Consider the following 20774-nt stretch of genomic DNA (forward strand, 5'->3'; position numbering starts at 1 on the left):
TGGGACGTCTCCGGGAAGGGGCCCTGGAGTTTCAAGGGGTTACGGAGGCTGCAGGCGTGCTTGGCCGGTGTAGACGTTGAAGCGCCCGTTCCGGACGAACGTGGCCAGCGTCATACCAGCACGCAGCGCCAGGTCCACTGCGAGCGAGCTGGCGGCCGATACGCCGGCGACGATGGGGATCCGCGCCATGGCGGCCTTTTGGATGATCTCAAAGCTGACGCGTCCACTGACGGCGAGCATTGCGGGCTGACGTGTCAACGGCGGGTGCGGGCGCCGGCCGCCCCGCACGGAACCGGCGAGCACGAGGCTGCCCACCACCTTGTCCACGGCGTTGTGGCGGCCCACGTCCTCATACGCGGCGAGGACCTGGCCTTGGGCGTCGAGCGCGGCGGCGGCGTGGACTCCGCCGGTGCGCGCGAAGTTCCGCTGCACGCCGCGCAGGTGCTCGGTGGCGCGGGCCACGGCGTCGGGTGCGAGCACGGGCCCGGGAGGCAGGGGCGGGCAGAGGGCGAGCAGGTCCTCCACGTTTCGCCGGCCGCACACGCCGCACGCGGAGGTGGTGAGCGTGCCCCGGCGGGCGGCGCGCACGCGCTCCACGTCCAGGATGACGCCGGGGGCGGGCGTGACTTCGATGACGTTGCCCCAGCCTTCCTCGCCGGGCCGGCCGCAGTGGGCGAGCCCGCCCAGGTCGTCCACGCTGGGGAGGATGCCTTCGGCGAAGAGGAAGCCCGTGGCCAGCTCTCGGTCATGACCCGGGGTACGCATGGTGGTGGCCACTGGATCTCCGCTGACGCGAATCTCCAGGGGCTCCTCCACCGCGAGGTCGTCGTCCTGGGCGGGGGAGAGCGCGGCGCCGTTCCACCGCTGCACGGGGCGGCGCGTGACGCCCCGGGCGTCCGCGGGAGGCAGTGGGGCGCGGCGCTCCGGGCGCAGGCGGGCGAGGATGAGGTCGGCCACGGCGGGCACGTCGCCGAGGCTCAGCGTCCGGAGTCCCTGGGGGAAGTCCGAGGGGAGCTTGGGTTCGGTGGTGAGGACCGCGAGGACCTCGGGACGGGAGGGGGCCAGGGGCGGGCCGAGGCCGCTGCGCCAGACCTCGAGCTTCGGCAGGGGGCCGTCCTTCCAGCCTTCGACGAGGAACAGGTCCACCTCTCCGGTGTGGCGCTCGAGCAGCCTCGGCAGCGCGTCCGCGGGCGCGATGGGGGTGGTGAGCTGGACGCCCGCGGGGGAGGCGAAGCCCGTGAGGAGCGCGCCTGCCTGCTCGTAGCGGGCGGTGTCGCTGCCGGGCCGGTGCAGCGGGTGGGCGTCGGAGGAGTGCTTCACCACGGCCACGCGGAGGCCACGCGCGGCGAGTTCCGGGACGAGCCGGGTGATCAGCGTCGTCTTTCCGGCGCCGGACCAGCCCACCACGCTGAGCGCGGGCACGCGGCTCACGCGAGCGGCTCCACCGGCGAGTAGACGGGCCGGTCGAAGAGCTCCACGTCGACGGCGTCCTCCGCCGCGAAGTCCGCGCGGCCCGGGGGGAGGATGGCCCAGCCTTCGCCGTGGACGTTCTGGAGAATCTGTCCGGCGCCCTGGGGGCGCAGCAGGGCGCGGGGGGCGTGTCCCTCGCGGGATTCCAGCGTGGTGGTGATGAGGTAGGTGAGGCCCGCTTGCTTGTGGCGCGGCTCGGAGAGGTGGGCGCGGACGCGGCGGCGTGTTTCGTGGACGCCCTGGTGCTTGAGGAGGAGCGGGCGGGCGAGCTGATCAAACGCCACGGTGGCGGCGCCGGGATTGCCGGGCAGCACGACGACGGTGGTGTCACCCAGGCGGGCCACGGCCACGGGCTTGCCGGGCTTGAGCGCGACGCCGTCCACGAAGAAGCGCGCGCCGAGCGTGGTGAGGACCCGCTTCACGAAGTCCTTGTCGCCCACGGAGGCGCCGCCGGTGGTGATGAGCACGTCCACTCGAGGCGCGAGCCGGGTGAGGGCTTCACGGAGTGCGTGCTCGTCATCGGGGGCGCGGGTGAGTTCGCGGACGTCCGCGCCGGCCTCGCGGGCGAGCGCGGCCACGAGGACGAGGTTGCTCTCGTAGACCTGGTGGGGCAGGGCGGGGGTGCCAGGGGGCACGAGTTCATCGCCCGTGGCGAGCACGGCGACGCGGGGGGCGGGGCGCACGGGGACTTCGGTGGCACCCAGGGACGCGAGCACACCGAGCACGGCGGCGCTCACGCGCTGGCCCGCATCGAAGAGGGGCGCGCCGGTGAGGACTTCCTCCCCGGTGCGGCGGATGTCGTTGCCGGGGGGGACGGAGATGAAGATGTCCACGCAGGTGCCGTCCTCGCTGGCGCGCGCGGCCTCCTGTCGGACGACGGCGTCGGCGCCGGGGGGCAGGGGGGCGCCGGTGAAGATGCGCGCGGCCTCGCCGGGGTGGAGTCGGGTGGCGGGGAGCTTTCCGGCGAAAACGGTGTCGATGATGCGCAGGCGCGTGGGGGTGTCGCGGTGGGCGCCCTGGGTCTCCTCGGCGCGCACGGCCCAGCCGTCCATGGCGGAGTTGTCGCAGCCGGGCAGTGAGCGCGACGCGGCGACGCGCGTGGCGAGGAACCGGCCCTGGGCGTCGAGTAAGCGCACGCGCTCGGGCGCCGCCGGGGCGATGGCATCGAGTGCGGCCTGCCGGGCGGCGCTGAGGGACGTGAGGGGCATGGGCAGCGTCGCAGCCTATGCGCCTGAGCGTGCGCTGTGTCCACGGAGGTGCGGGAAACGTCGGCTGCTTGCTGCTCCTGGGGCGCGCGGTGTCGGCTGCGATGCGGGGCGCTGCGCACGTGTACCGTCCACGGGAGCAGGGAGACTGTTCCGCGGAGGCCGTGCACCGGAGAACGGATAGGGTGGACGCGGTGGGTGACTGGGGCACGCGCATGGTGAGAAGCGGCACGGAGTTTCCGGACGTGACCCTGGCCATCATCGCGGGAGGCCAAGGCCGGCGTTTGTCCGGAGTGCCCAAGGGACTGCTGTCGGTGGACGGTCGCACCGTGCTGGAGCGACTTCTGCTGTTGGCGCCGCGCTTCGAGGACGTGTTGCTGGTGGCAAACACACCCGAGCCCTATGTCCACTTCGGACTGCGCACGGTGGCGGACGTGGTGCCGGGCAAGGGTGCGCCGGGCGGCGTTCACGCGGCGCTGATGGCAGCGCGAACGCCGTGGGTGGTCGCGGTGGCGTGCGACATGCCGTTCATCGCGCCAGAGGTCATCTGTGTCCTGCTGGCCTCAAGGGGCGAAGATGTGGACGCGGTGTGCTTCGAAGCGGGTGGGCGACTGGAGCCACTGCTCGCCACCTATCGGTCATCGCTCGCTCCCGCGTGGGGAGAAGCGCTGGCGAATGACCCTTCGATGCGTGACCTACTGTCCCGAGCGCGCACGCGGCTGCTGCCAGAGGCGACGTTGCGCACTGTGGACCCCACTCTGCGCTCCCTGGCGAACGTGAACACACCCGAGGACCTGGAGCGCTACGGCGTCACGCTGCCACCCAGGTGAGGTGCTCGGCTCCTCGCATGGACTCATGCCGCGCGGAGCCCCGTGGCGTGCGCGGCGCCGTTCTGTTGCGGCCCAGATATCGTGGCGGTGCGGGCTTGAGAGGCGTCAGCGTCTCGGTTCACAGGAGCGCTAGGGTGATGGGCCGTGCGACCTCTCATGTACGGATGTCTGCTGGCGTTCGTCCTGTGTTGGACCGGGTGTTCCACGGTTGCGCATGCTCCCGTGCCGCAGCCCTGGGATGGCACTGCGTCGGAGTGCCAATCACCCGGTGATGACGCGTGTGTCTCCCTGTTGTGTCTGGGGGACGCTTGCGGCTTCTACGCTTGCGAGGACCTGCCCGGTGTCGTGGAAGTGGCACGCTTTCCACCTGCGCGCCCTCCCGCCGCCGCGGCATCTCCCGGGCGAGGGCCTCGGAGGCGCTGGGGTGGCGGCCAGAACCTGCCGCGGGGCGCTGTCATGGTGTTCCCCAACTGGAGCGGGGCGCCCGAGCGAGTCATCCCGCCGTCCCACCGGTTGACCCCTGGCCGCTGGGAGAAACACCACATCTTCCCGCAGGCGGAAGACCTGTCGATGTGGTTCGGGTCTCGCGGCGTCAAAATCCATGACTTCACGATGCCGATACCTCGAGATGTTCATCGCCGCATCCACGGATCGGACGGACGCGGCGGGGCGTGGAATCAAGCCTGGCGTGACTTCAAATCCGAGAAGCCCGGCGCGACCTCTACGGAGATCTTCAAACACGCGGGCGAGCTCATCCACCGCTTCCAGCTCATCGGTGGTCCCATTCAGCCCTACTATTCGCGCCCAGGAGCGTGAGACCCGATGAGCCGTTTCTTCTGGATGCAAGAGGACCGTGCGGCGACAGAGAAGCTCGGCGGGCAGCTCAACGCATGGCATCAGCTATCGCTGCCGGGCGCGAGTTGCGACACCTGTGGCGAGACCTGGGCCAGCACGGGCCACGAGTATCCGTGCATCGACGTATCGCGACTTCCGGAGCGGAAGGCGTTCGAGAAGCCTCGGCCCGAGCCATTCGCAGAGTTCGCACGCCTCAGGGAACGGGTGCGTCCTCTGGCGCCTCCGCACGCGGAGCTGCCACCGGGGACGGGCTTCGGCCCACTGGTAGGGCGCGCCTCCGGAGCGTTTGGTCCCATCGCCTGGGTCTGGAGCCAGAAACTGCTCGTGCGCCACGACGCCCTGGAGCGTCTCCGGGAATCAGGGGTGCGAGGACTTCAGGCTTGCGACACCCAGTTGCGCTTCCGTCAGGCGGATCCGCCGCGACTGTTGGAGCTTCAAATCGAGCCCTGGGGTGCGCTCCATCCGGACTGCATCCCCGTGGAGACGCCGCCGCCCTGCCAGACATGTGGGCGGTTCGGCCTGTCGCGCCCGGATGCTCCCATCCTCGCCGCCGCATCGTTGCCGCGGGACGTGGACCTGTTCCGAGTAGGGAACTTCGCCACGATGATCATCGGGACCGAGCGGCTCCAGGATGCCGTCAGTCGGCTGTCGCTGGATGGCATCACCTTCGCCGAACTGCCCACACGGTGATGACGGTACAGCCGTGGCAGCGCGGGGCGAAGACGTGGACACGGTGTTCTTCGACGTAGGCGGGCGACTGGAGCCACTGCTCGCCACCTGTCGGTCTGTACTCGCGCCCGCGTGGGGCGAAGCGCTGGCGGAGGACCCGTCGATGCGTGACCTGCTGTCCCGAGCGCGCACGCGGCTGCTGCCAGAGTATGCGTTGCGCACCGTGGACCCCACGCTGCGCTCCCTGGCGAACGTGCCCCCCCCGAGGACCTGGAGTGCTACGGCGTCGCGCTGCCACCGCAATGATGCTGAACCGCCGTCACGGCATGGCGGGATACCGTTCGATGCGTCCTTCTGGAGACACGGCGTACAGCTCGAACCCGTCGTACTCGAGGCTCACACCGGGCCCGAACTCCGGGCACTTGTCGACCCGGCGATTGACGCGGACGAAGTGCCATCCATTCCGGTAGCCGACGACGAACTCCAGGGCGCGTGGTGAGAACGCGCATGACTTCGACGCTGCCTTGGGAAAGCGTTTCATCACTTCCTGGAGCACCCCATGCGCGGCGAGGACGGCGGGACCGTCCATCGTCCCCATCGGCTCGAACTCCTCTTCGGGCCAAGGAACGGGAGTCGAGGCATCCGTCGTGCCCGCGTCCAAGGACACAGGTGTTCGCACTGGGCGGGATGACGCCACGCCAGCATCCGTGCCCGCGTCGTGCGCAGGGGCCGCGGACGGCTCCCTGTCCGCCAGCAGTGTGACGAGGATGATGAGGTGATGGAGTCTCAGCATGTGGCACCTCGGCTCAGCCTACGGGTGTGGCGCTCGCTGGACGGGAGTGTCTTCATGGAACTGCCCGCACGTGGACGAACGATGGCGCCGCCCTCGACCGAGGAAGCAGGCAACCAGGCACCCCCTGCGTCACCATGACTCATGGACCACGGCGCACAGGAGTGGGAAACAGGCGGGGGAGAACCTCATGCTGAAGACCTCACTGGGACGTTTCCGCGCCGTGGCCCTCGCCGAGGGCCTGTCCGTCATCGCGCTCTTCTTCATCGCGATGCCCCTGAAGTACGCAGCGGGCATCCCAGAGGCCGTGAAGTTCACCGGCTGGGTCCACGGCCTGCTCTTCGTGCTCTACCTCTTCGCGCTCATGGAGGCGGCCATCACCTACCGCTGGTCCATCGTGCGTGTGCTGGGCGGTCTCGCCGCGTCGCTGCTCCCCTTCGGCACCTTCGTCTTCGAGGCGCGCCTGCGCCGCGAAGCGCAGCAGCCGGACGTCGAGCCCGCGCGCTGAGCGCTGTCACCCACCCGACGTCCCAGGTCGGTCTCCACCACGCCGGGCCGCGCGCGCCGCAGCCCGGAGTTCGCGCGCGCGCCGAAGCTGTGCCAGCATCCCGCGCGTTTTCAGTCGGGAGGTGAGCATGGAGCGCGGCAAGTGGGAGACGCCCGAGGACGTGGAGCGCGAGCTGACCGCGCGCCTCGCGCTCGTGGAGGAATCCGAGGGGATTCGCGGCATGCACTTCGCCGCCGTCCTCGACACCGTGCGCTTCCTCGGCGGTGAGCAGGCGGTGACGCACATCCAGCAAGAGGGGGACTACCCCGCGGACCTGGACCCCACCGAGTTCTACCCCGTCCCGCCGTTCATGCGCTTCTTCTTCTCCGCGTCCCGGCGGCTCGCGCCGCAGTTGGGCGGCATCGAGGAGGCCATGCGGCAGCTCGGCGTCCAGGGCACGCTGGCCTTCATCAACTCCATGTTCGGCGCCGAGGTCCGGCAGCAGGTGGGCGGCGAGCCCAAGCGCCTGATGGAGATGCTCCCCGAGGCCTACCGCATGGCCATCAACTTCGGAGAGCTCCAGGTGTCGTGGACGGGCCCGCGCTCGGGCCGCATCCACATGCGCCGCATCTTCACCCCCGTGGCCTACAACGAGGGCATGCTCGAAGGCGCCCTGCAGGCCGTGGGCGCGCAGGACATCCAGGTGCGCGGCGCGCAGACCTCGCTGCTCGACAGCGAGTACACGCTGTCGTGGGACAACTGACCTACTTCGCGTAACGGATGCGGTAGATGCGTCCGTTGCCGTCGTCGGTCAGCAGCAGGCTCCCGTCCGGGTGCTCCAGCAGGCCCACCGGCCGCGCGAAGGTCTCCGGCTTCTTCGCGTCCACGAGGAAGCCCGTGAGGAAGTCCTCGAAGCCGCCTTCCGGCCGGCCCTGGGCGTTGAAGGGCACGAACACCACCTTGTAGCCGGTGCCCTCGGAGCGGTTCCAGCTCCCCCGGAAGGCCACGAAGGCGCCGTTCCGGTAGCGCTCCGGGAAGGCCGTCCCCTTGTAGAAAACGAGCCCCAGCGCCGCCGAGTGCGACGGAAAGAGCACGTCCGGCGTCACCGTCTTCGCCACCAGGTCCGGCTGTTCGCTCTGGCCGTTCTTCGTCCGGCGCGGGTCCACGTTCTTCGGAGACAGGTACGCGTAGGGCCAGCCGTAGAAGGCGCCCTGCTGCACGCGGGTGAGGTAGTCCGGCACCAGGTCGTCGCCCAGGCCGTCACGTTCATTGATGGTGCTGTAGGGCTCGCCGGTGCGCGGGTGGAAGTCCAGTCCCACCGGGTTGCGCAGGCCGCTGGCGAAGACCTCGCGGCCCTTGCCATCCAACCCCATCACCAGCACCGAGGCGCGCGGTGATGGCTCCACGTCCACGTTGCTCTCGCTGCCCACGGTGACGAAGAGGCGCTTCCCATCCGGTGCCACGCGCACGTTGCGCGTCCAGTGCTGGTTGTAGCCGAGCCCCGGCAGCTTCGTGAGCTCCTCGCCCTTGCCGGTGAGCTTCCCCTGTCCCCGCTGGTACGGGTAGCGCTTCACCGCGTTGGTGTTGGCCAGGAAGAAGTGGGTGTCGTTGAAGGCCATGCCGAAGGGCAGGTTCAGGCCGTTGGCCTCGGCGGCGAACGGCTCGCGTGCCTCGGCGACGCCGTCCTGGTCCGCGTCGCGCAGGCGCTGGATGCGATTGGAGCGGCTCTCCACCACCAGCACGTCGCCTTCGGGCGAGAGCGTCATCCAGCGCGGCTCTTTCAGTGCGTCCGCGTAGACGTTGACGGCGAAGCCCTGGGGCACGCGCAGCGTGGCGTTGGCCGGTGGGGGCACGACGGTGGGGCTCTTCGACGCGCTCCGCGTCGCATAGGGTTTGGGCAACGCGTCCAGCTTCACCTGCTGACGTTGGGGCGACAGGGGTTCGGTGCGCACGCGCGAGGCGGCGGGCGGCTCGCGCGGCGTGGCGGGAGCGGCGGGGGCCTGCGCGAGCGCGGCGTGGGGGAGCACGGCGGTGGTGAGGAGCAGGGCGGACAGACGGGAGCGGAGCGACACGCGGGCGTCCTTTCGAAGTGGGGCCGTGCAAGTCATGGAGCGGCGGCGCCGGGCCCGCAACGGAGGGCTTCGGCAAGTGCATGGCCGTACACATCCGTGGGATCAGCGCGTGACTTCGACGCGACTGTTCACAACCATGACGAAATAAATGATGTGCCGCCGCGCCCATTGGCTAGAAGGGCGGCGAGCGCCCGGAAATACGCGCCGGGCCTACGCAACGGAGGGACGTCTCATGAAGGCAAACAACTTGAAGAACCTGGCCGCGGTGGCGGGCGTCATGGTCTCGCTCAGCGCCGGCGCGCAGGAGTCGTCGGGGAGCTTCGGTCAGGAGGGACAGTTCGTCATCAGCACGGACGCGTCCGCGAGCCTGGGTTACTCCACGCAGGGCAGCGGCGTGGGCTACATCTTCCTGGAGCCCGGCGCCGACTACTTCCTCAAGAAGAACCTGTCCGTGGGTAGCGGCCTCCAGGTCCGCGCCCTCTTCGGCAGCGGCGACACCGTGGCGGCGTTCGGCCTGAACGCGCGCATCGGTTACAACATCCCGCTGACGGACCGCGTGTCCGTGTGGCCCAAGGGCCAGGTGTCGCTCTACATCGGCGACAACATCCTGCCCTTCGCCAACCAGGCCCTGCCCGCCGACGTCACGGTCATCCTGGAGGGCTACGCGCCCTTCCTCTTCCACGTGACGCCGCACTTCTTCGTGGGCGGTGGCCCGCGCCTGGCCTTCGGCCTGGGCGGTGACGTGGAGGTGAACTTCAGCGTCGCGACCACCATCGGCGGCTACTTCTAGCCTCTGGGTGGATGTGCTGTCTCCGGGCCCCGGGCGGGGTGGGCATGTGCCCACCGCGTGCCGGGGTCTGGCGTTTCACTGGCTCCGCTGTTGGCCGGGGCCGTCCCCGCGAGCCAGGTTCATCGCGGTGCCCACCAGCGCCAGGTGGCTGAAGGCCTGCGGGAAGTTGCCCGTCATCCTCCGCGCCGTCGGGTCGTATTCCTCGGACAGCAGGCCCACGTCGTTGCACAGGCTCAGCAGGTGCTCGAAGCGTTCGCGCGCCTCGTGCTCGCGGCCCATCATCGCCAGCGCGTCCGCCAGCCAGAAGCTGCACGCCAGGAACACGCCTTCCCCGGGCGGCAGGCCGTCCCGCGTCTTGTGCGTGTGGTAGCGGCGGACCAGGCCTTCGTAGGAGAGCTCGCGCTCGATGGCCTCCACGGTGCCGCGCGCGCGAGGGTCCTCGGGCGGGAGGAAGCCCACCAGGGGAATCAAGAGCAGGCTGGCGTCGAGCGCCTCGCTGCCAAAGGCCTGGGTGAAGGTGTTGCGGCGCGCGTCGTAACCCCGCGCGCAGATTTCCGCGTGCATCCGCGCGCGCAGCGCCACCCAGTGGTCCACCTGGGCGCCGCGCATGCCGCGGAGCTGCGCCGTCTTCACCATCCGGTCCATGGCCACCCACGCCATGACCTTGGAGTGGGTGAACTGCTGGCGTCCGCCGCGCACCTCCCAGATGCCCTCGTCGGGCTCGGTCCAGTGGTCCTCCACGAAGCGCAGCAGGTGGACGCTCACGTCCCACGCCTCGTCGTCCGAACAGACGCCGTGGCGGAGCGCGTGGTAGAGGCAGTCCGCGATTTCGCCGAAGACGTCCAACTGGAACTGGCTCACGGCGGCGTTGCCGATGCGCACGGGGCGCGAGCCCTCGTAGCCCGGCAGCCACCGCAGCTCCAGCTCGGTGACGCGTCGCTCGCCGGCCAGGCCGTAGAGGATTTGCAGCTCGTCCGGCTCACCCGCCACCGCGCGCAACAGCCAGTCGCGCCACGACTGCGCCTCCTGGGTGTAGCCCGCGTCCAGCAGCGTCAGCAGGGTGAGCGTGGCGTCCCGCAGCCAGCAGAAGCGGTAGTCCCAGTTGCGCACCCCGCCCAGCCGCTCCGGCAGGGACGTGGTGGGCGCGGCCACCAGCCCGCCCGTGGGCGAATAGGTGAGCGCCTTGAGCGTGATGAGCGAGCGCATCACCTGCGGGCGCCAGCGACTCTGGTGGAGACACTGGTGTGCCCAGGCGCGCCACCACCGCAGCGTGTCCTCCCGCAGCAGGTGGGCCGCCTGCGGCTGCCGGGGCGGGAGCAGGTGTGACGGGTGCCAGGAGAGGACGAAGGCTTGCTGCTGCCGCTCCGGAACGCGGAAGTCCGCGAGCACGTGGCTGCGCTCCATGCGCAGCGGCAGGTCGGTGGCCAGATAGAGCGCGTCCGGGCCGGCCTTGGTGCTCACGCCGCCGGGAATCAGCCGGGCCCACGGCGTGCGGTCGCCGTAGCCGAAGCAGGGGGCGAACTCCATGTGCAGGGGCACCTCGCCGGAGAGCGCTTCGACGATGCGCACCAGCCGCGGCGTGTCCTCGCGCAGCGGCATGAAGTCGCAGAGGCGCACGGCGCCCGTGTCGGTGTGGAACTCCGTCTCCAAGACGAGGGTGTCGCGCACGTAGCGGCGGTGGACGCGCCGCACCGGCACGTCGGGGGTGATGCGCCAGAAGCCGTGTCGCTCGCAGCCCAGCAGCGCGGAGAAGCAGGCGTCCGAGTCGAAGCGCGGCCAGCACAGCCAGTCGATGGTGCCGTCCTTCGCCACCAGCGCGGCGCTGTGGGTATCTCCAATGAGCGCGTGGTCTTCGATGGGGGCCGCCATGCCGCAAAGCTAGGGACGCCATGGCCGCGTCGGGTCAGGGGCCCCGGGCGCACGCCGGGCCTCTTCCAGCGCCGCCGAACCGCCAAGGCCCGGGCCGTCCGGACGCCTTCGCGGATGAATCATCACCCCGCCTGAGACACGCGGCCTGAGCAGTCAATGGCGGGCCCTTCCGTGAAGCTTGCGATGCCAGGCACCGCCACGGTGAAAGCCCTTGCGCGGCGGACATTCGCGGTTGGTTTTCCCAGGGGCGCGCGAGGGTCGGTCCGTGGCCTCGGTCTGGTGTTTCAACCGCGTGTTTCACGTGCGGGGCCGGGTCGAACGGGCCCGCACCGCCCGCACCGCCCGCGCGTACCGGAGCCTACCCACGTACCAGGTTGCGCAGCAGGAAGCCCAGATTGGCGGGGCGCTCGGCCAGGCGGCGCATGAAGTAGGGGTACCAGTGCCGTCCGTAGGGGACGTAGATGCGCACCGGGTGACCCTCCCTCACGAGTCGTTCCTGCAAGTCCCGCCGGATGCCGTAGAGCATCTGGAACTCGAAGGCGCCGCGCGGCAGGCCCCGCCGCGTGGCGTGGTCCAGTGTGGCTTCAATCATCCGCTCATCGTGCGTGGCGATGCCGTGATACACGCCGCTGTCGAGCAGCACGCGCATGCTTCGGATGAAGCTCGCGTCCACGTCGCGCTTGTCTGGAAAGGCCACGTCGGGCTTCTCCAGATAGGCGCCCTTGCACAGACGGATGCGGATGCGCTGGGCGCACAAGTCTTCCGCGTCCTGCTCGGTGCGCCGCAGGGCGCTTTGCAACACGGCGCCCACGTGTGGCTCGCCGAACTCGGCGCGGAGCTGGCGGACGATGTCCAACGTCACCTGCGTCACCGAGCTGTCCTCCATGTCGATGCGCACGAAGGAGTCCCGGGCGGCGGCCTCGGCCACCACGGTGCGGGCATTCTCCAGCGCCAGGGCCTCGTCGAAGAGCAGCCCGCACTGGGTGAGCTTCAGGGACACGTTGGCCCGCACGCCCACCGCGTCGATGCGGTGGAGCAGCCGCTGGTACTCACGCACCTCCGCGCGCGTCTCCTCGGGCGTCTGGACGGCCTCGTTGAGGTGGTCGAACGACGCCATGAGCCCCTTCGCGCCCAGCGCCTTCACCGCGTCCAGCGCCTCCTCCATCGACTCGCCCGCGATGAAGCGCGAGGCCAACCGCCGGAAGGGCCCCAGCCGGGTGGCGACATCCTTGAGGGCGGGCTTGCGGGCCAGGAAGTGCAGCGCGGCGCGAGACAGGTGGGTGGTGTCGGCGGTCATGGCGGGTGGGCGGTGTCCATTCAGTCGAGGTGCCGCCGGAGGAAATCCCCGGCGAGCGCGTTGAAGGCGTCTGGGTGGCTCATGTAGGGCAGGTGGCTGGCGCTTCGGATGAGCTCCAGGCGCGCGCCGGGGATGTGCTCGGCCACGTCGCGGGCGGCGCGGCGGGGCACCAGCAGGTCCCTGCCGCCCTGGATGACGAGCGTGGGCACCTGGAGTGCGTGGAGCCGGGACAGGTAGTCCGCCGCCAGCACGTCTCGCAGCCGGCGCAGCAGCTCCACTGGAGACAGCCGCCGGGCCTCGCGCACGATTTCCGCCCGCCCCTCCGCGGGCAGGCTCAGGCCTCCCAGCACCCGCGCCACGGTGGGGGCCAGCAGGTAGGCCAGGGGCCGGGGCGAGCGCACCAGGGTGGACAGCGTCAGCGCCAGCCGGCGGATGCGGTGCACGCTGGCCACCGGGGACACCAGCACCAGCGCCTTCACCCGCTCCGGGTGCGCCAGGGCATAGGCGATGGACAGCAGGCTTCCATAGGAGGAGCCCAGCAACGCGAAGCGCCCCGGCAGCCCCGACTCCGCGTGGTCCAGCAGCGCCAGGTTCCACAACAGGGGGGTATGGGTGGCGGGCGTGCGCAGCGGCGGCGTCCACAACAGCAGCCTCAAGGTGGTGGCCAGGGGCTCCATGGGCGCGAACGAACGTCCACTCGCACCCAGCCCCGGAAGGCACACCACGGTGCGTGTCTCGTCCGTGTTGCCTTCCGGAAAGGTGAACAAACGTACCGGTGTGCCTCGCACCGGACGTTGTTCGCAATGCAGGTGGGCGTAGCCTTTCTGGATGTCTTCCACGTCCGGGACGAGCGGCGGACTGGCGACGCTCCCCGTGCGGGGTGAGAGGGCTTCAAGCATGCGCGGACCTCGTGAGCAGCCGCCGCACGCTGGCGGCCACGGTGTCGCGGAAGGCCCGGAGGCGGGATTCGCTGGCGTCCGGCGGTGGTGGCTCGAGGGGCGCGCCCACTGCGAAGGTGAGCCGCACGGGCCAGGGCAGGGGGCCCATGCCCACCACCAACGGCATCCGGTATTTGTCATCGGCGGACAGGCGCACGCACAGACGCTCCTCGCCAGGGGGCCACCGGAAGGTGTCATCCACGCCCAGTCCGGCGAAGGGCACCACCGGCACGCCTGTCTGGGCCGCGAGCCGCGCGAAGCCCAGCGCCCGCTCCCAGCACAGCCGGTAGCGGCCCTGGCTGCGTTTGAAGGTCTCCCGAGCGCCTCCTGGATAACAGACGACCAGCGCGCCACCCTGGAGCGCCGTGAGCGCGTTCTCCCGCGTCCCCTCCACGCCGCCCAGCCACGGCAGCACCGTGCGGATCAACGGAATGCGAAAAAAGCCTCGCTCCGCCAGGCCCAACGGATAGCGGCCGGTGCTCTGGTGGATCAGATGAAAGAAGGCAGGCGTCTCGTAACCCCAGACGCCATGGTTGCCCACGAGCAGTACCGGACCTTGTAATGGCAGGTGCTCGGTGCCCAGCAGTCGCGCCCGATGGTACAGGGCGGAGAGGGCGGCGCCCTGTTCGGCGAGCCGGAAGATGGCTCGGCGCAGGCTGGCGAGCGGGGCGTCCATGGTGGAAAAACATGGGGATGCGCGCCCGCCCTGGCAGTTTTTACCTGTCTCCTGGTTGGCGAGCGGTCAGGCACACATGGGTGTGAAGCCCTGCGCATGCACAGGCGTAGGAGTTTGATTAATGCCCGCTTGTAGGCATACTCAGGTTGTCTGCTTCCCGGTGCATGCCGAACGTTGGGTGTATGGGCAGCCCGTTCGACAGCCTCATCCATCAGCACCGGGAGCTGGAGGAGCGTTTCGAGCGCCTGGCGTCTGGGGTGGACTCGGGGGCGTCGCGGGAAACCGAGGAGCTGCTGGCATTGCTGCGGTTCCATTCGCGTCTGGAGGAGCGCTGCCTCTACCCGTTGCTGGCGCAGGTGGCCGGGCGGGAGCGCTGCCGCGAGCAGACGGAAGACCATCTCACCATGCGAGAATTGATGGATGAGCTGGAAGCGCTGCCACCGGGTCACTCCGAGTGGCAGGCCCGTCTGTTGACACTGGAAGACCTGGTGGTGGCGCATTTCCAAGAAGAGGAGAATGCGCTGCTGCCCCAGCTCATGACTGCCCTGGATTCCCTGGCGTTGGATGACCTGCGGCGTGATTTATCGGCCACGCGGATGGAACTGCTCGCGCGCCCTCAGGTGTCCCATGTGGCGGGAGCGCCCCTCCTGGATTCACTCCACTGGGACGGTTAGACCCCCCGGAGGGGGCCTGGAAACAGGTGAGACCTGCGACAACGGGGTGAAGGTCCGTTGCTCAGTCACAACTTTTATCTCTTCCTTTAGACAAAACCATTTTTGGCAGGTATGGGTATGGGCAGCATCACAAGCATCGAGCATCAGCCCCCCCTAGTACTGCATTACCCTTGTCGTTCCCCAGGTGAGGATTCAACGAATGTCCGTGGATAAAGCGTTTCGCGACATGATCCGCAATGAGATCGAAGTCCAGCTCAAGCCGCTGCGTGACGTGGTCGCGCGGCTGGAGGAGGGCACGGCGGATCTGGACGCGCTCCGCAACGTGGCCGAGCGCCTGGCGCCCCTGGCCGAGGTCGTGGGGCCCCTGTTCGGCGCGCAGATTCCGGCGGCGGCCAAGGCGGGTCGGCGTGGCCCGGGTCGCCCGGCGAGCGCGGCTCGCAGCACCCTGACGGCGGCTCCCGCCGCGGCGGCCGGTGGCAAGCGCCGGGGCCGCAAGCCCGCGGCGGCTGGTGCTGACGGCTCGCGCGCCTGCGCCATCATCGGCTGCGGCAAGCCCAGCCGCACCAAGGGCTACTGCGCGGCCCACTACCAGAAGCTCCGCATGCTGGAGAAGACCAACCGTCGCCCGAGCGACTGGAAGGACTACGCGGACCCGGACTCCGTGGACGACATCAAGCTGCCGCGCGGACGCGCCGCGTCGAAGGCGCTGGCGGCTGCCGCTCAGGCTGGGCACGCAGGCTAGCCAGCGGCACGCTGCCCCGGCCCGGGCAGAGAGTGACCGCGCCCCCGTTGTTCCGCTCTGTTGCACAGAGAGGATTCGGGGTCCGCCCATGCGGGAGAGACTTGCCCGTGGGGGCTTGCACGAGCATGAATGCCCGGGCCCATGAACACACGCGATTTGGAGCCTGGAATCATCACCGACCTGGCCGGACGGACCACGTACGGTGATTACCTGCAGCTCGACCGACTCTTGTCGGCCCAGGTGACGCGCTCACAGCCGCCTCACCACGACGAGCTGTTGTTCATCATCCAGCATCAGACGAGCGAGCTGTGGATGAAGCTGCTCATCCACGAACTGGGCGCCTGCATCCGTTACGTGCAGGCCGACCGGCTGGAGCCGTCGTTCAAGATTTTCGCCCGCGTGGCGCACATCCAGCGGATGCTCTTCGAGCAATGGAGCGTCTTGGAGACGCTCACGCCCAACGAGTACCTGGAGTTCCGCGACACGCTGGGCAGCTCCTCGGGTTTCCAGAGCTTCCAGTACCGTGCGCTGGAGTTCCTGCTGGGCAACAAGGACCCGAATGCGCTGATGCCCTTCCGCCACGTGCCTTCCGTGCACGGCGAGTTGGAGCGGCTGTTCGAATCCCCCAGTCTGTATGACGAGTTCCTGCGCCACCTGTCGCGCATGGGACACCCGGTGCCGCAGAGCCACGCGCAGCGCGACTGGCGCAAGCCTTACGAGAAGAGTCCGGACGTGGTGCAGGTGTTCCGCCGCATCTACGAGGACCCCGAGGCGCACTGGGACGCGTACGAGATGTGCGAGAAGCTGGTGGACACCGAGGAGCGCTTCCAGCTCTGGCGTTACCGCCACATGATGACGGTGATGCGCATCATCGGCTTCAAGCAGGGCACGGGCGGCTCGTCCGGCGTGGGCTTCCTGCGCAAGGCGTTGGACCTGCGCTTCTTCCCGGAGCTGTGGGATGTGCGCACGGAGCTGTCGCCGCCCGCGCCTTCCCGGCACCGCACGCCCTGAGCCGTCCACTGGGTGGCAGGGCCGCGCGGTGGGAGTGACGACTGGCGCGCATGCCCCTGCTCACCTCGGAAGTTCAGTAGGGGCGTGCCGGGGCTCTTGTTCAGAGCGAGGGTGTGGCCTCTTTTTTGCTTGGGGTGAGCGGGCGAAGCCGAACGCCATTGGATGGGATGCGGTACTCGTGGTCTGGTTGAGAAAATACTGGAGCCTAGGTTGGACCCAAACGCACGAGCCTTCTACGAGTCGCGCTTCGAGATTGCTTTCCTGCGGAAGAAGGGGGAGGCGTTCCAGGACTTCTTCTCAACCATCATGGAGATGGGGTACCCGTCCGATTTCCAGCGAGTCCGGCCATGGGGTCGGCTTGGGGATCGGAAGAACGACGGCTACCTCGGGTCCAAGAGGATGCTCTTTCAGGTCTACGCACCGAACGAATTAGCTTCGGCGGAGACGGTACGAAAGATCCACGAAGACTTCACCGAGGCACTTCCATACTGGAAGGCGCACTTTTCGACGTGGGTTTTCGTCCATAACGCGGAGAATGGGCTGGGACCTGCGGTTCTGAAGAAGCTGCTGGAACTTGAAGCGGCGAACTCCCATCTGAAAGTGCTCCGCTGGGGCTTCGAGCAACTCAGAGCTGAGGTTTTCCTCCTGCCTGAGTCGAGCTTGGCTAGGCTGTTTGGCCCTGCGCCAACTGCGCAAAGTATGGATGCGCTGGGTATTTCAGACCTGCGACCGATTCTGGAGCACATCCCTCGTCTTCCGGCGCCGTCCGACGCGGATTTGCGGCCCGTCCCTGCCGATAAGCTGCAGCGCAACCTGCTCTCGGAACATGCAGCAGACCTGCTGAAGCTCGGGATGCGGCGTGCCTCGCTAGTTGGTCGGTATTTCGACGCGCGCCCAGACCCTACTGAACGTGATGCGATCGCGCAGGCACTGCGAGTCAGGTACGAAGAGCTTCGGCGGACAGCCCTTTCTCCAGACCAGGTCTTCGCCGCTCTCCAGGAGTTCGTGCACTCGGTGCGTGCACCAACCCCTGCGCAACATGCCGCAGTCGTGACTGTGCTCGCCTACTTCTTCGAGGAGTGCGACATTTTCGAGCGCACACCTCAGCAGGCGGAGTCAGTCGAGCGCGCAGCCCAGAAGGTGGAGTCATGATTCTGCCGACCAAGGGAATCCGCGCAGATCGGGCGCTATTGAGCGTCGGGGCGGACGTTCTACGTTTGCTCGACGAACCCAAGACGGTATCTCGAATCTGGGATGAGGTGCGGTCTGCATGGGAGATGCGGGACGGCGCGTCCAGGTTGAGCTTTGACTGGTTTGTTCTGGCCCTCGACCTGCTCTACGTCTTGGGGGCTGTGGAGATGGCGCAAGGGCGGCTCTCGCGCCGCACGTCACGCACGGAGTCGAAGCGCCTGAATCCGGCAAGCTCTCCGTCAGAGGGCCTTGGAACATGATTCATCGCCTCTTCAGCGACTTGCCCACGTTCAAGTCCCTGCACCTGCACAGCGGGCTCAACGTGCTGCTTGCCGACAAGAGCCCGGGCGCGACCGACCGTCAGACGAGGAATGGTGCAGGCAAGACCAGCTTCGTGGACTTGATTCACTTCTTGCTGGGCGCAAGGTCGGCGCCTCGCTCCACTTTCCGCCTTGATCCCTTGAAGGACTCCTCTTTCGGGATGGAGTTCGATCTTCGCGGGCACAACATCGTCGTGCGTCGGTCCGGGGCAGATTCTGCGCGCATCCAGTTAGAAGGCGTACCTCCTTCTTGGGGTGTGCCCGAAGAGGTGTCCAACGAGGCGTGGAAGGCGCTACTCGGGCCAGCGATGTTCGGGCTGCCCCCAGCTGACTCCGGCAAGGCCGCTCCGTCATTTCGAGAGTTGATGGCCTACTTTGCCCGCCGCCAACTGGACGGTGGTTTCACCGCACCTACCAAGAGCTCCTCCGTACAGCAAACCGGTTCGCAGCAAACGGCTGTTACCTATTTGCTCGGGCTGGACTGGAGCATTCCTCAAGAATGGCAGCGAGTCCGAGAGCAGGAGGCCAGCCTCAAGGAACTTAAAAAGGCATCAGGAGAAGGCCCGCTGAGCCCGATCCTCGGCTCTGCGGCCACGCTTCGAACCCAGCTCGCGTTGGCGGAAGAGCGCGCCCGTAAACTCAGGGGGGCGATTGCGTCCTTTCAGGTGCATGCTCAGTACCACGAGTTGGAGAAAGAGGCGTCCCGCCTGACCCGAGATCTCAACGGGTTGGTGGACGACAACGCGCTCGACCGGCAGCGCGCGGAGGAACTGCGTGCCGCCGTTGTTGCAGAGGCACCGCCCACTCCGCCAGACCTTGAACGGCTTTACGAAGAAATTGGGGTCCACCTCTCCAGCGCTGTCTTGCGCCGCTTCGAGGAACTCCAGGCGTTTCATGACTCCGTGGTGCGGAACCGGAGCTCCTATCTCAAGAGCGAGCTGGCCGCCTTGGAGCATCGAGTCGAGGAGCGTGACCGCAAAAAGGGGGAACTCGACCAACGGCGTTCAGAGGTCATGGAAATCCTGCGTTCGCACGGGGCTTTGGAGCACTTCTCCAAGCTACAGACCGAGTTGTCGCGAGTAGAGGCGGAAGCGGAGACTCTGCGGCTTCGGTACTCTGCGGCGGAAGCTTTGGAGAGCAGCAGGGTGACGATGGCTTTGGAGCGCACGCGGCTGCTCACCCGGTTGGGAGAGGACTACAGAGAGCAGGAGAACGTCTTGGGAAGGGCCATCGTCGCCTTCGAAGAGATTTCCAGGTCGCTCTACGAAGACGCCGGGAGCTTGACGATCAAGGCAACGCCCAATGGTCCTTCGTTCGAGATCCAGATTCATGGTGCCAGGAGCAAGGGCATCCAGAACATGCAGATCTTCTGCTTCGACATGATGCTGATGCGCCTGTGCACGGAGCGGGGGCGCGGCCCGGGGTTCTTGGTCCACGACAGCCACTTGTTCGATGGTGTCGATGAGCGGCAGGTCGCGAAAGCTCTCCAGCTTGGGGCGAGGCTGTCCGACGAACTGGGCTTTCAGTACATCGTGACGATGAACTCGGATGCAGTGCCTCGAGACTTGCCTCCGGGCTTCTCCCTGGACCGGCACGTTCTTCCGATTCGGTTGACCGATGCCACGGAGGACGGAGGGCTTTTCGGCATCAGGTTCGCGTAGTACGCAACAGGCGGGCCTCACAGGGGGCGGACGGGGCGGTGATTGTCATGGTCGCGGGTTAGCCTTCCCGCACCATGGACGCTGCCGCTCCGGTGCTCTTCGAAAAGGCGTACGTCCTCTGCTACCGCACCTTCGACATCGCGGAGGAGGTGGATTTGGAGCGCGCGCGCCGCGTGCTCACCGAGGACTCCCGCCGGCTCAAGCTTTCACGGGAGAACAGTCAGTACCTCCAGCTCCCCAACCCGCCGCTGGCGTATGAGCTGGGCCGTCGGCCTCTGGCATTGCGTGACGGTCCGGTGACAGTGGATGCCACCGCGCGCCTGTTCGACCATGGCGCCGCGTCCATCATCCTCCGCGTGCCTGTCGTCCCGGGAACGTCATTGGATGAGCTCACGCGGATGGCGGATGAGCTCTACGACAGCCAGGCGTTGGAGGACCTGGCCCTGGAGTTGGTGGAAGGTGTGCGTCGCACCATCGCGCCCGCGGTGCAGGCGCCGCACCTGTGGGAGCAGAACGAGAGCTACACCGTCATCTTCGCGGAGGAGATTCGGGGCCACCCCACCGCGGACGAACTGCTGAAGCAGGCGGACCTGGCGCGGCTGCTCCTGGGGGAGAGTGGCGCCGTGCCGCTGTCGCCACGTGAGAGTGAATCCGTGCTCCAGTCACGCTTCAGCTACACCATCCACGACCTGGTCGTCATCGACTGGAACAGCGCCTTTGTCTACGAACCCTCCGGCTCGCGAGACATTCCCGACCTGCTGGAGATCGCCAACGCGCAGTTGTTGGAGTTCCGCTACTACGACGAGCGGCTGGACGCGCACATCACCCGCATCCACGAGAAGGTGCAGGCCGCGCGGCACGGCTGGGCCACGCTGTTCCGCAGTCCCTATCGCACGCTGACGCGGCAGACGCTCTCCACGCTGGTGGACCTGAACGAGTTCATCGAGCGCGTGGACAACAGCCTGAAAATCATCGGCGACTTCTACCTGGCCAAGGTCTACGAGAGCGCCGTGCGCCGCATGCGCATCCCCGCGTGGCAGGGCTCCGTCACCCGCAAGCATCAGTTGCTGGCCCAAACGTATGGCCTGCTCAAGGGGGACGTGGACATCGACCGCTCCCACACGCTGGAGGCCGTCATCGTCCTGCTCATCGTCCTCGAAATCTTCTTCGCCTTCTTTCGCGTCTTCGAGCACTGACGCCCCCGGGGAACCCCGTACCTCAAGACTG

General features: G+C 68.1%; 21 protein-coding genes. 13 read left to right on the forward strand and 8 right to left on the reverse strand.

Features of this window, described 5'->3' with window-relative positions; all coding sequences use genetic code 11:
* Positions 1–39: 39 nt before the first annotated feature.
* Together fdhD and A176_RS34480 are read right to left on the reverse strand one after the other, a co-directional pair.
* The gene (gene fdhD / locus A176_RS38435) at positions 40–1431 is read right to left on the reverse strand and encodes a formate dehydrogenase accessory sulfurtransferase FdhD (RefSeq protein WP_002638181.1); all 1392 of its coding nucleotides are present in this window, start codon (positions 1429–1431) and stop codon (positions 40–42) included.
* Positions 1428–2678 (reverse strand): molybdopterin molybdotransferase MoeA, encoded by a 1251-nt coding sequence (locus A176_RS34480; RefSeq protein WP_002638180.1) that lies wholly within the window; start codon positions 2676–2678, stop codon positions 1428–1430. The genes fdhD and A176_RS34480 overlap by 4 nt, the downstream gene beginning before the upstream one ends.
* 212 nt (positions 2679–2890) lie before the next feature.
* Between A176_RS34480 and mobA the strand changes: the two genes are divergently transcribed.
* The 3 genes from mobA to sitI6 all read left to right on the forward strand — a co-directional run bounded on the left by mobA (position 2891) and on the right by sitI6 (position 5050).
* A complete protein-coding gene (gene mobA / locus A176_RS34485; protein ID WP_044890303.1) occupies positions 2891–3505 on the forward strand; it encodes a molybdenum cofactor guanylyltransferase in 615 nt (204 codons plus the stop codon).
* A 144-nt stretch (positions 3506–3649) separates the two neighbouring features.
* A complete protein-coding gene (gene sitA6 / locus A176_RS34490) occupies positions 3650–4321 on the forward strand; it encodes a SitA6 family polymorphic toxin lipoprotein (protein ID WP_476704358.1) in 672 nt (223 codons plus the stop codon).
* A 6-nt stretch (positions 4322–4327) separates the two neighbouring features.
* On the forward strand, positions 4328–5050 hold the full coding sequence (gene sitI6, locus A176_RS34495; protein ID WP_044890282.1) for a SitI6 family double-CXXCG motif immunity protein: 723 nt from the start codon (positions 4328–4330) through the stop codon (positions 5048–5050).
* Between the two features lie 298 nt (positions 5051–5348).
* On the opposite strand, the gene A176_RS40385 is transcribed toward sitI6, so the two are convergent.
* A complete protein-coding gene (locus A176_RS40385) occupies positions 5349–5822 on the reverse strand; it encodes a hypothetical protein (protein ID WP_226994079.1) in 474 nt (157 codons plus the stop codon).
* 187 nt (positions 5823–6009) lie between these two features.
* Between A176_RS40385 and A176_RS34505 the strand changes: the two genes are divergently transcribed.
* A complete protein-coding gene (locus tag A176_RS34505) occupies positions 6010–6327 on the forward strand; it encodes a DUF3817 domain-containing protein (RefSeq protein WP_002638175.1) in 318 nt (105 codons plus the stop codon).
* A gap of 127 nt (positions 6328–6454) precedes the next feature.
* The gene (locus tag A176_RS34510) at positions 6455–7069 is read left to right on the forward strand and encodes a DUF2378 family protein (RefSeq protein ID WP_002638174.1); all 615 of its coding nucleotides are present in this window, start codon (positions 6455–6457) and stop codon (positions 7067–7069) included.
* Between the two features lies 1 nt (position 7070).
* Here A176_RS34510 and A176_RS34515 read toward each other — a convergent pair whose 3' ends face one another.
* Positions 7071–8378 (reverse strand): PQQ-dependent sugar dehydrogenase, encoded by a 1308-nt coding sequence (locus tag A176_RS34515; RefSeq protein ID WP_002638173.1) that lies wholly within the window; start codon positions 8376–8378, stop codon positions 7071–7073.
* Positions 8379–8610: 232 nt separating this feature from the next.
* Here A176_RS34515 and A176_RS34520 point away from each other — a divergent pair, with 232 nt between their 5' ends.
* Positions 8611–9168 carry a hypothetical protein gene (locus tag A176_RS34520; protein WP_002638172.1) on the forward strand — a complete coding sequence of 186 codons (558 nt, stop codon included), beginning with the start codon at positions 8611–8613 and terminating at the stop codon, positions 9166–9168.
* Between the two features lie 75 nt (positions 9169–9243).
* Here A176_RS34520 and A176_RS34525 read toward each other — a convergent pair whose 3' ends face one another.
* The 4 genes from A176_RS34525 to A176_RS34540 form a co-directional block, all read right to left on the reverse strand.
* The gene (locus A176_RS34525) at positions 9244–11037 is read right to left on the reverse strand and encodes a glycoside hydrolase family 15 protein (RefSeq protein WP_002638171.1); all 1794 of its coding nucleotides are present in this window, start codon (positions 11035–11037) and stop codon (positions 9244–9246) included.
* Between the two features lie 358 nt (positions 11038–11395).
* On the reverse strand, positions 11396–12334 hold the full coding sequence (locus A176_RS34530; protein WP_002638170.1) for a proline dehydrogenase family protein: 939 nt from the start codon (positions 12332–12334) through the stop codon (positions 11396–11398).
* Between the two features lie 20 nt (positions 12335–12354).
* A complete protein-coding gene (locus A176_RS34535; protein ID WP_044890285.1) occupies positions 12355–13233 on the reverse strand; it encodes an alpha/beta fold hydrolase in 879 nt (292 codons plus the stop codon).
* Positions 13226–13948 carry a lysophospholipid acyltransferase family protein gene (locus A176_RS34540; RefSeq protein ID WP_002638168.1) on the reverse strand — a complete coding sequence of 241 codons (723 nt, stop codon included), beginning with the start codon at positions 13946–13948 and terminating at the stop codon, positions 13226–13228. Before A176_RS34540 ends, A176_RS34535 begins: the two co-directional genes overlap by 8 nt.
* 182 nt (positions 13949–14130) lie before the next feature.
* On the opposite strand from A176_RS34540, the gene A176_RS34545 reads away from it, so the two are divergent.
* The 7 genes from A176_RS34545 (at position 14131) to A176_RS34575 (ending at position 20743) form a co-directional block, all read left to right on the forward strand.
* Entirely contained in the window at positions 14131–14622 is a 492-nt protein-coding gene (locus A176_RS34545; RefSeq protein ID WP_002638167.1) for a hemerythrin domain-containing protein, read from the forward strand.
* Positions 14623–14821: 199 nt separating this feature from the next.
* Entirely contained in the window at positions 14822–15364 is a 543-nt protein-coding gene (locus A176_RS34550; protein WP_002638166.1) for a hypothetical protein, read from the forward strand.
* A 129-nt stretch (positions 15365–15493) separates the two neighbouring features.
* Complete coding sequence (locus A176_RS34555; protein ID WP_082282886.1) at positions 15494–16375, forward strand: tryptophan 2,3-dioxygenase; 882 nt, start codon at positions 15494–15496, stop codon at positions 16373–16375.
* A 210-nt stretch (positions 16376–16585) separates the two neighbouring features.
* Positions 16586–17527: an ABC-three component system protein gene (locus A176_RS34560; protein WP_044890286.1), complete on the forward strand. Its 942-nt coding sequence runs from the start codon at positions 16586–16588 to the stop codon at positions 17525–17527.
* Complete coding sequence (locus tag A176_RS34565) at positions 17524–17826, forward strand: ABC-three component system middle component 6 (protein WP_044890287.1); 303 nt, start codon at positions 17524–17526, stop codon at positions 17824–17826. Before A176_RS34560 ends, A176_RS34565 begins: the two co-directional genes overlap by 4 nt.
* Complete coding sequence (locus A176_RS34570) at positions 17823–19547, forward strand: ABC-three component system protein (protein WP_002638164.1); 1725 nt, start codon at positions 17823–17825, stop codon at positions 19545–19547. The genes A176_RS34565 and A176_RS34570 overlap by 4 nt, the downstream gene beginning before the upstream one ends.
* A 74-nt stretch (positions 19548–19621) precedes the next feature.
* Entirely contained in the window at positions 19622–20743 is a 1122-nt protein-coding gene (locus A176_RS34575; protein WP_044890288.1) for a hypothetical protein, read from the forward strand.
* Positions 20744–20774 lie beyond the last annotated feature (31 nt).

The organism is Myxococcus hansupus (genome assembly GCF_000280925.3).
GTDB lineage: Bacteria > Myxococcota > Myxococcia > Myxococcales > Myxococcaceae > Myxococcus > Myxococcus hansupus.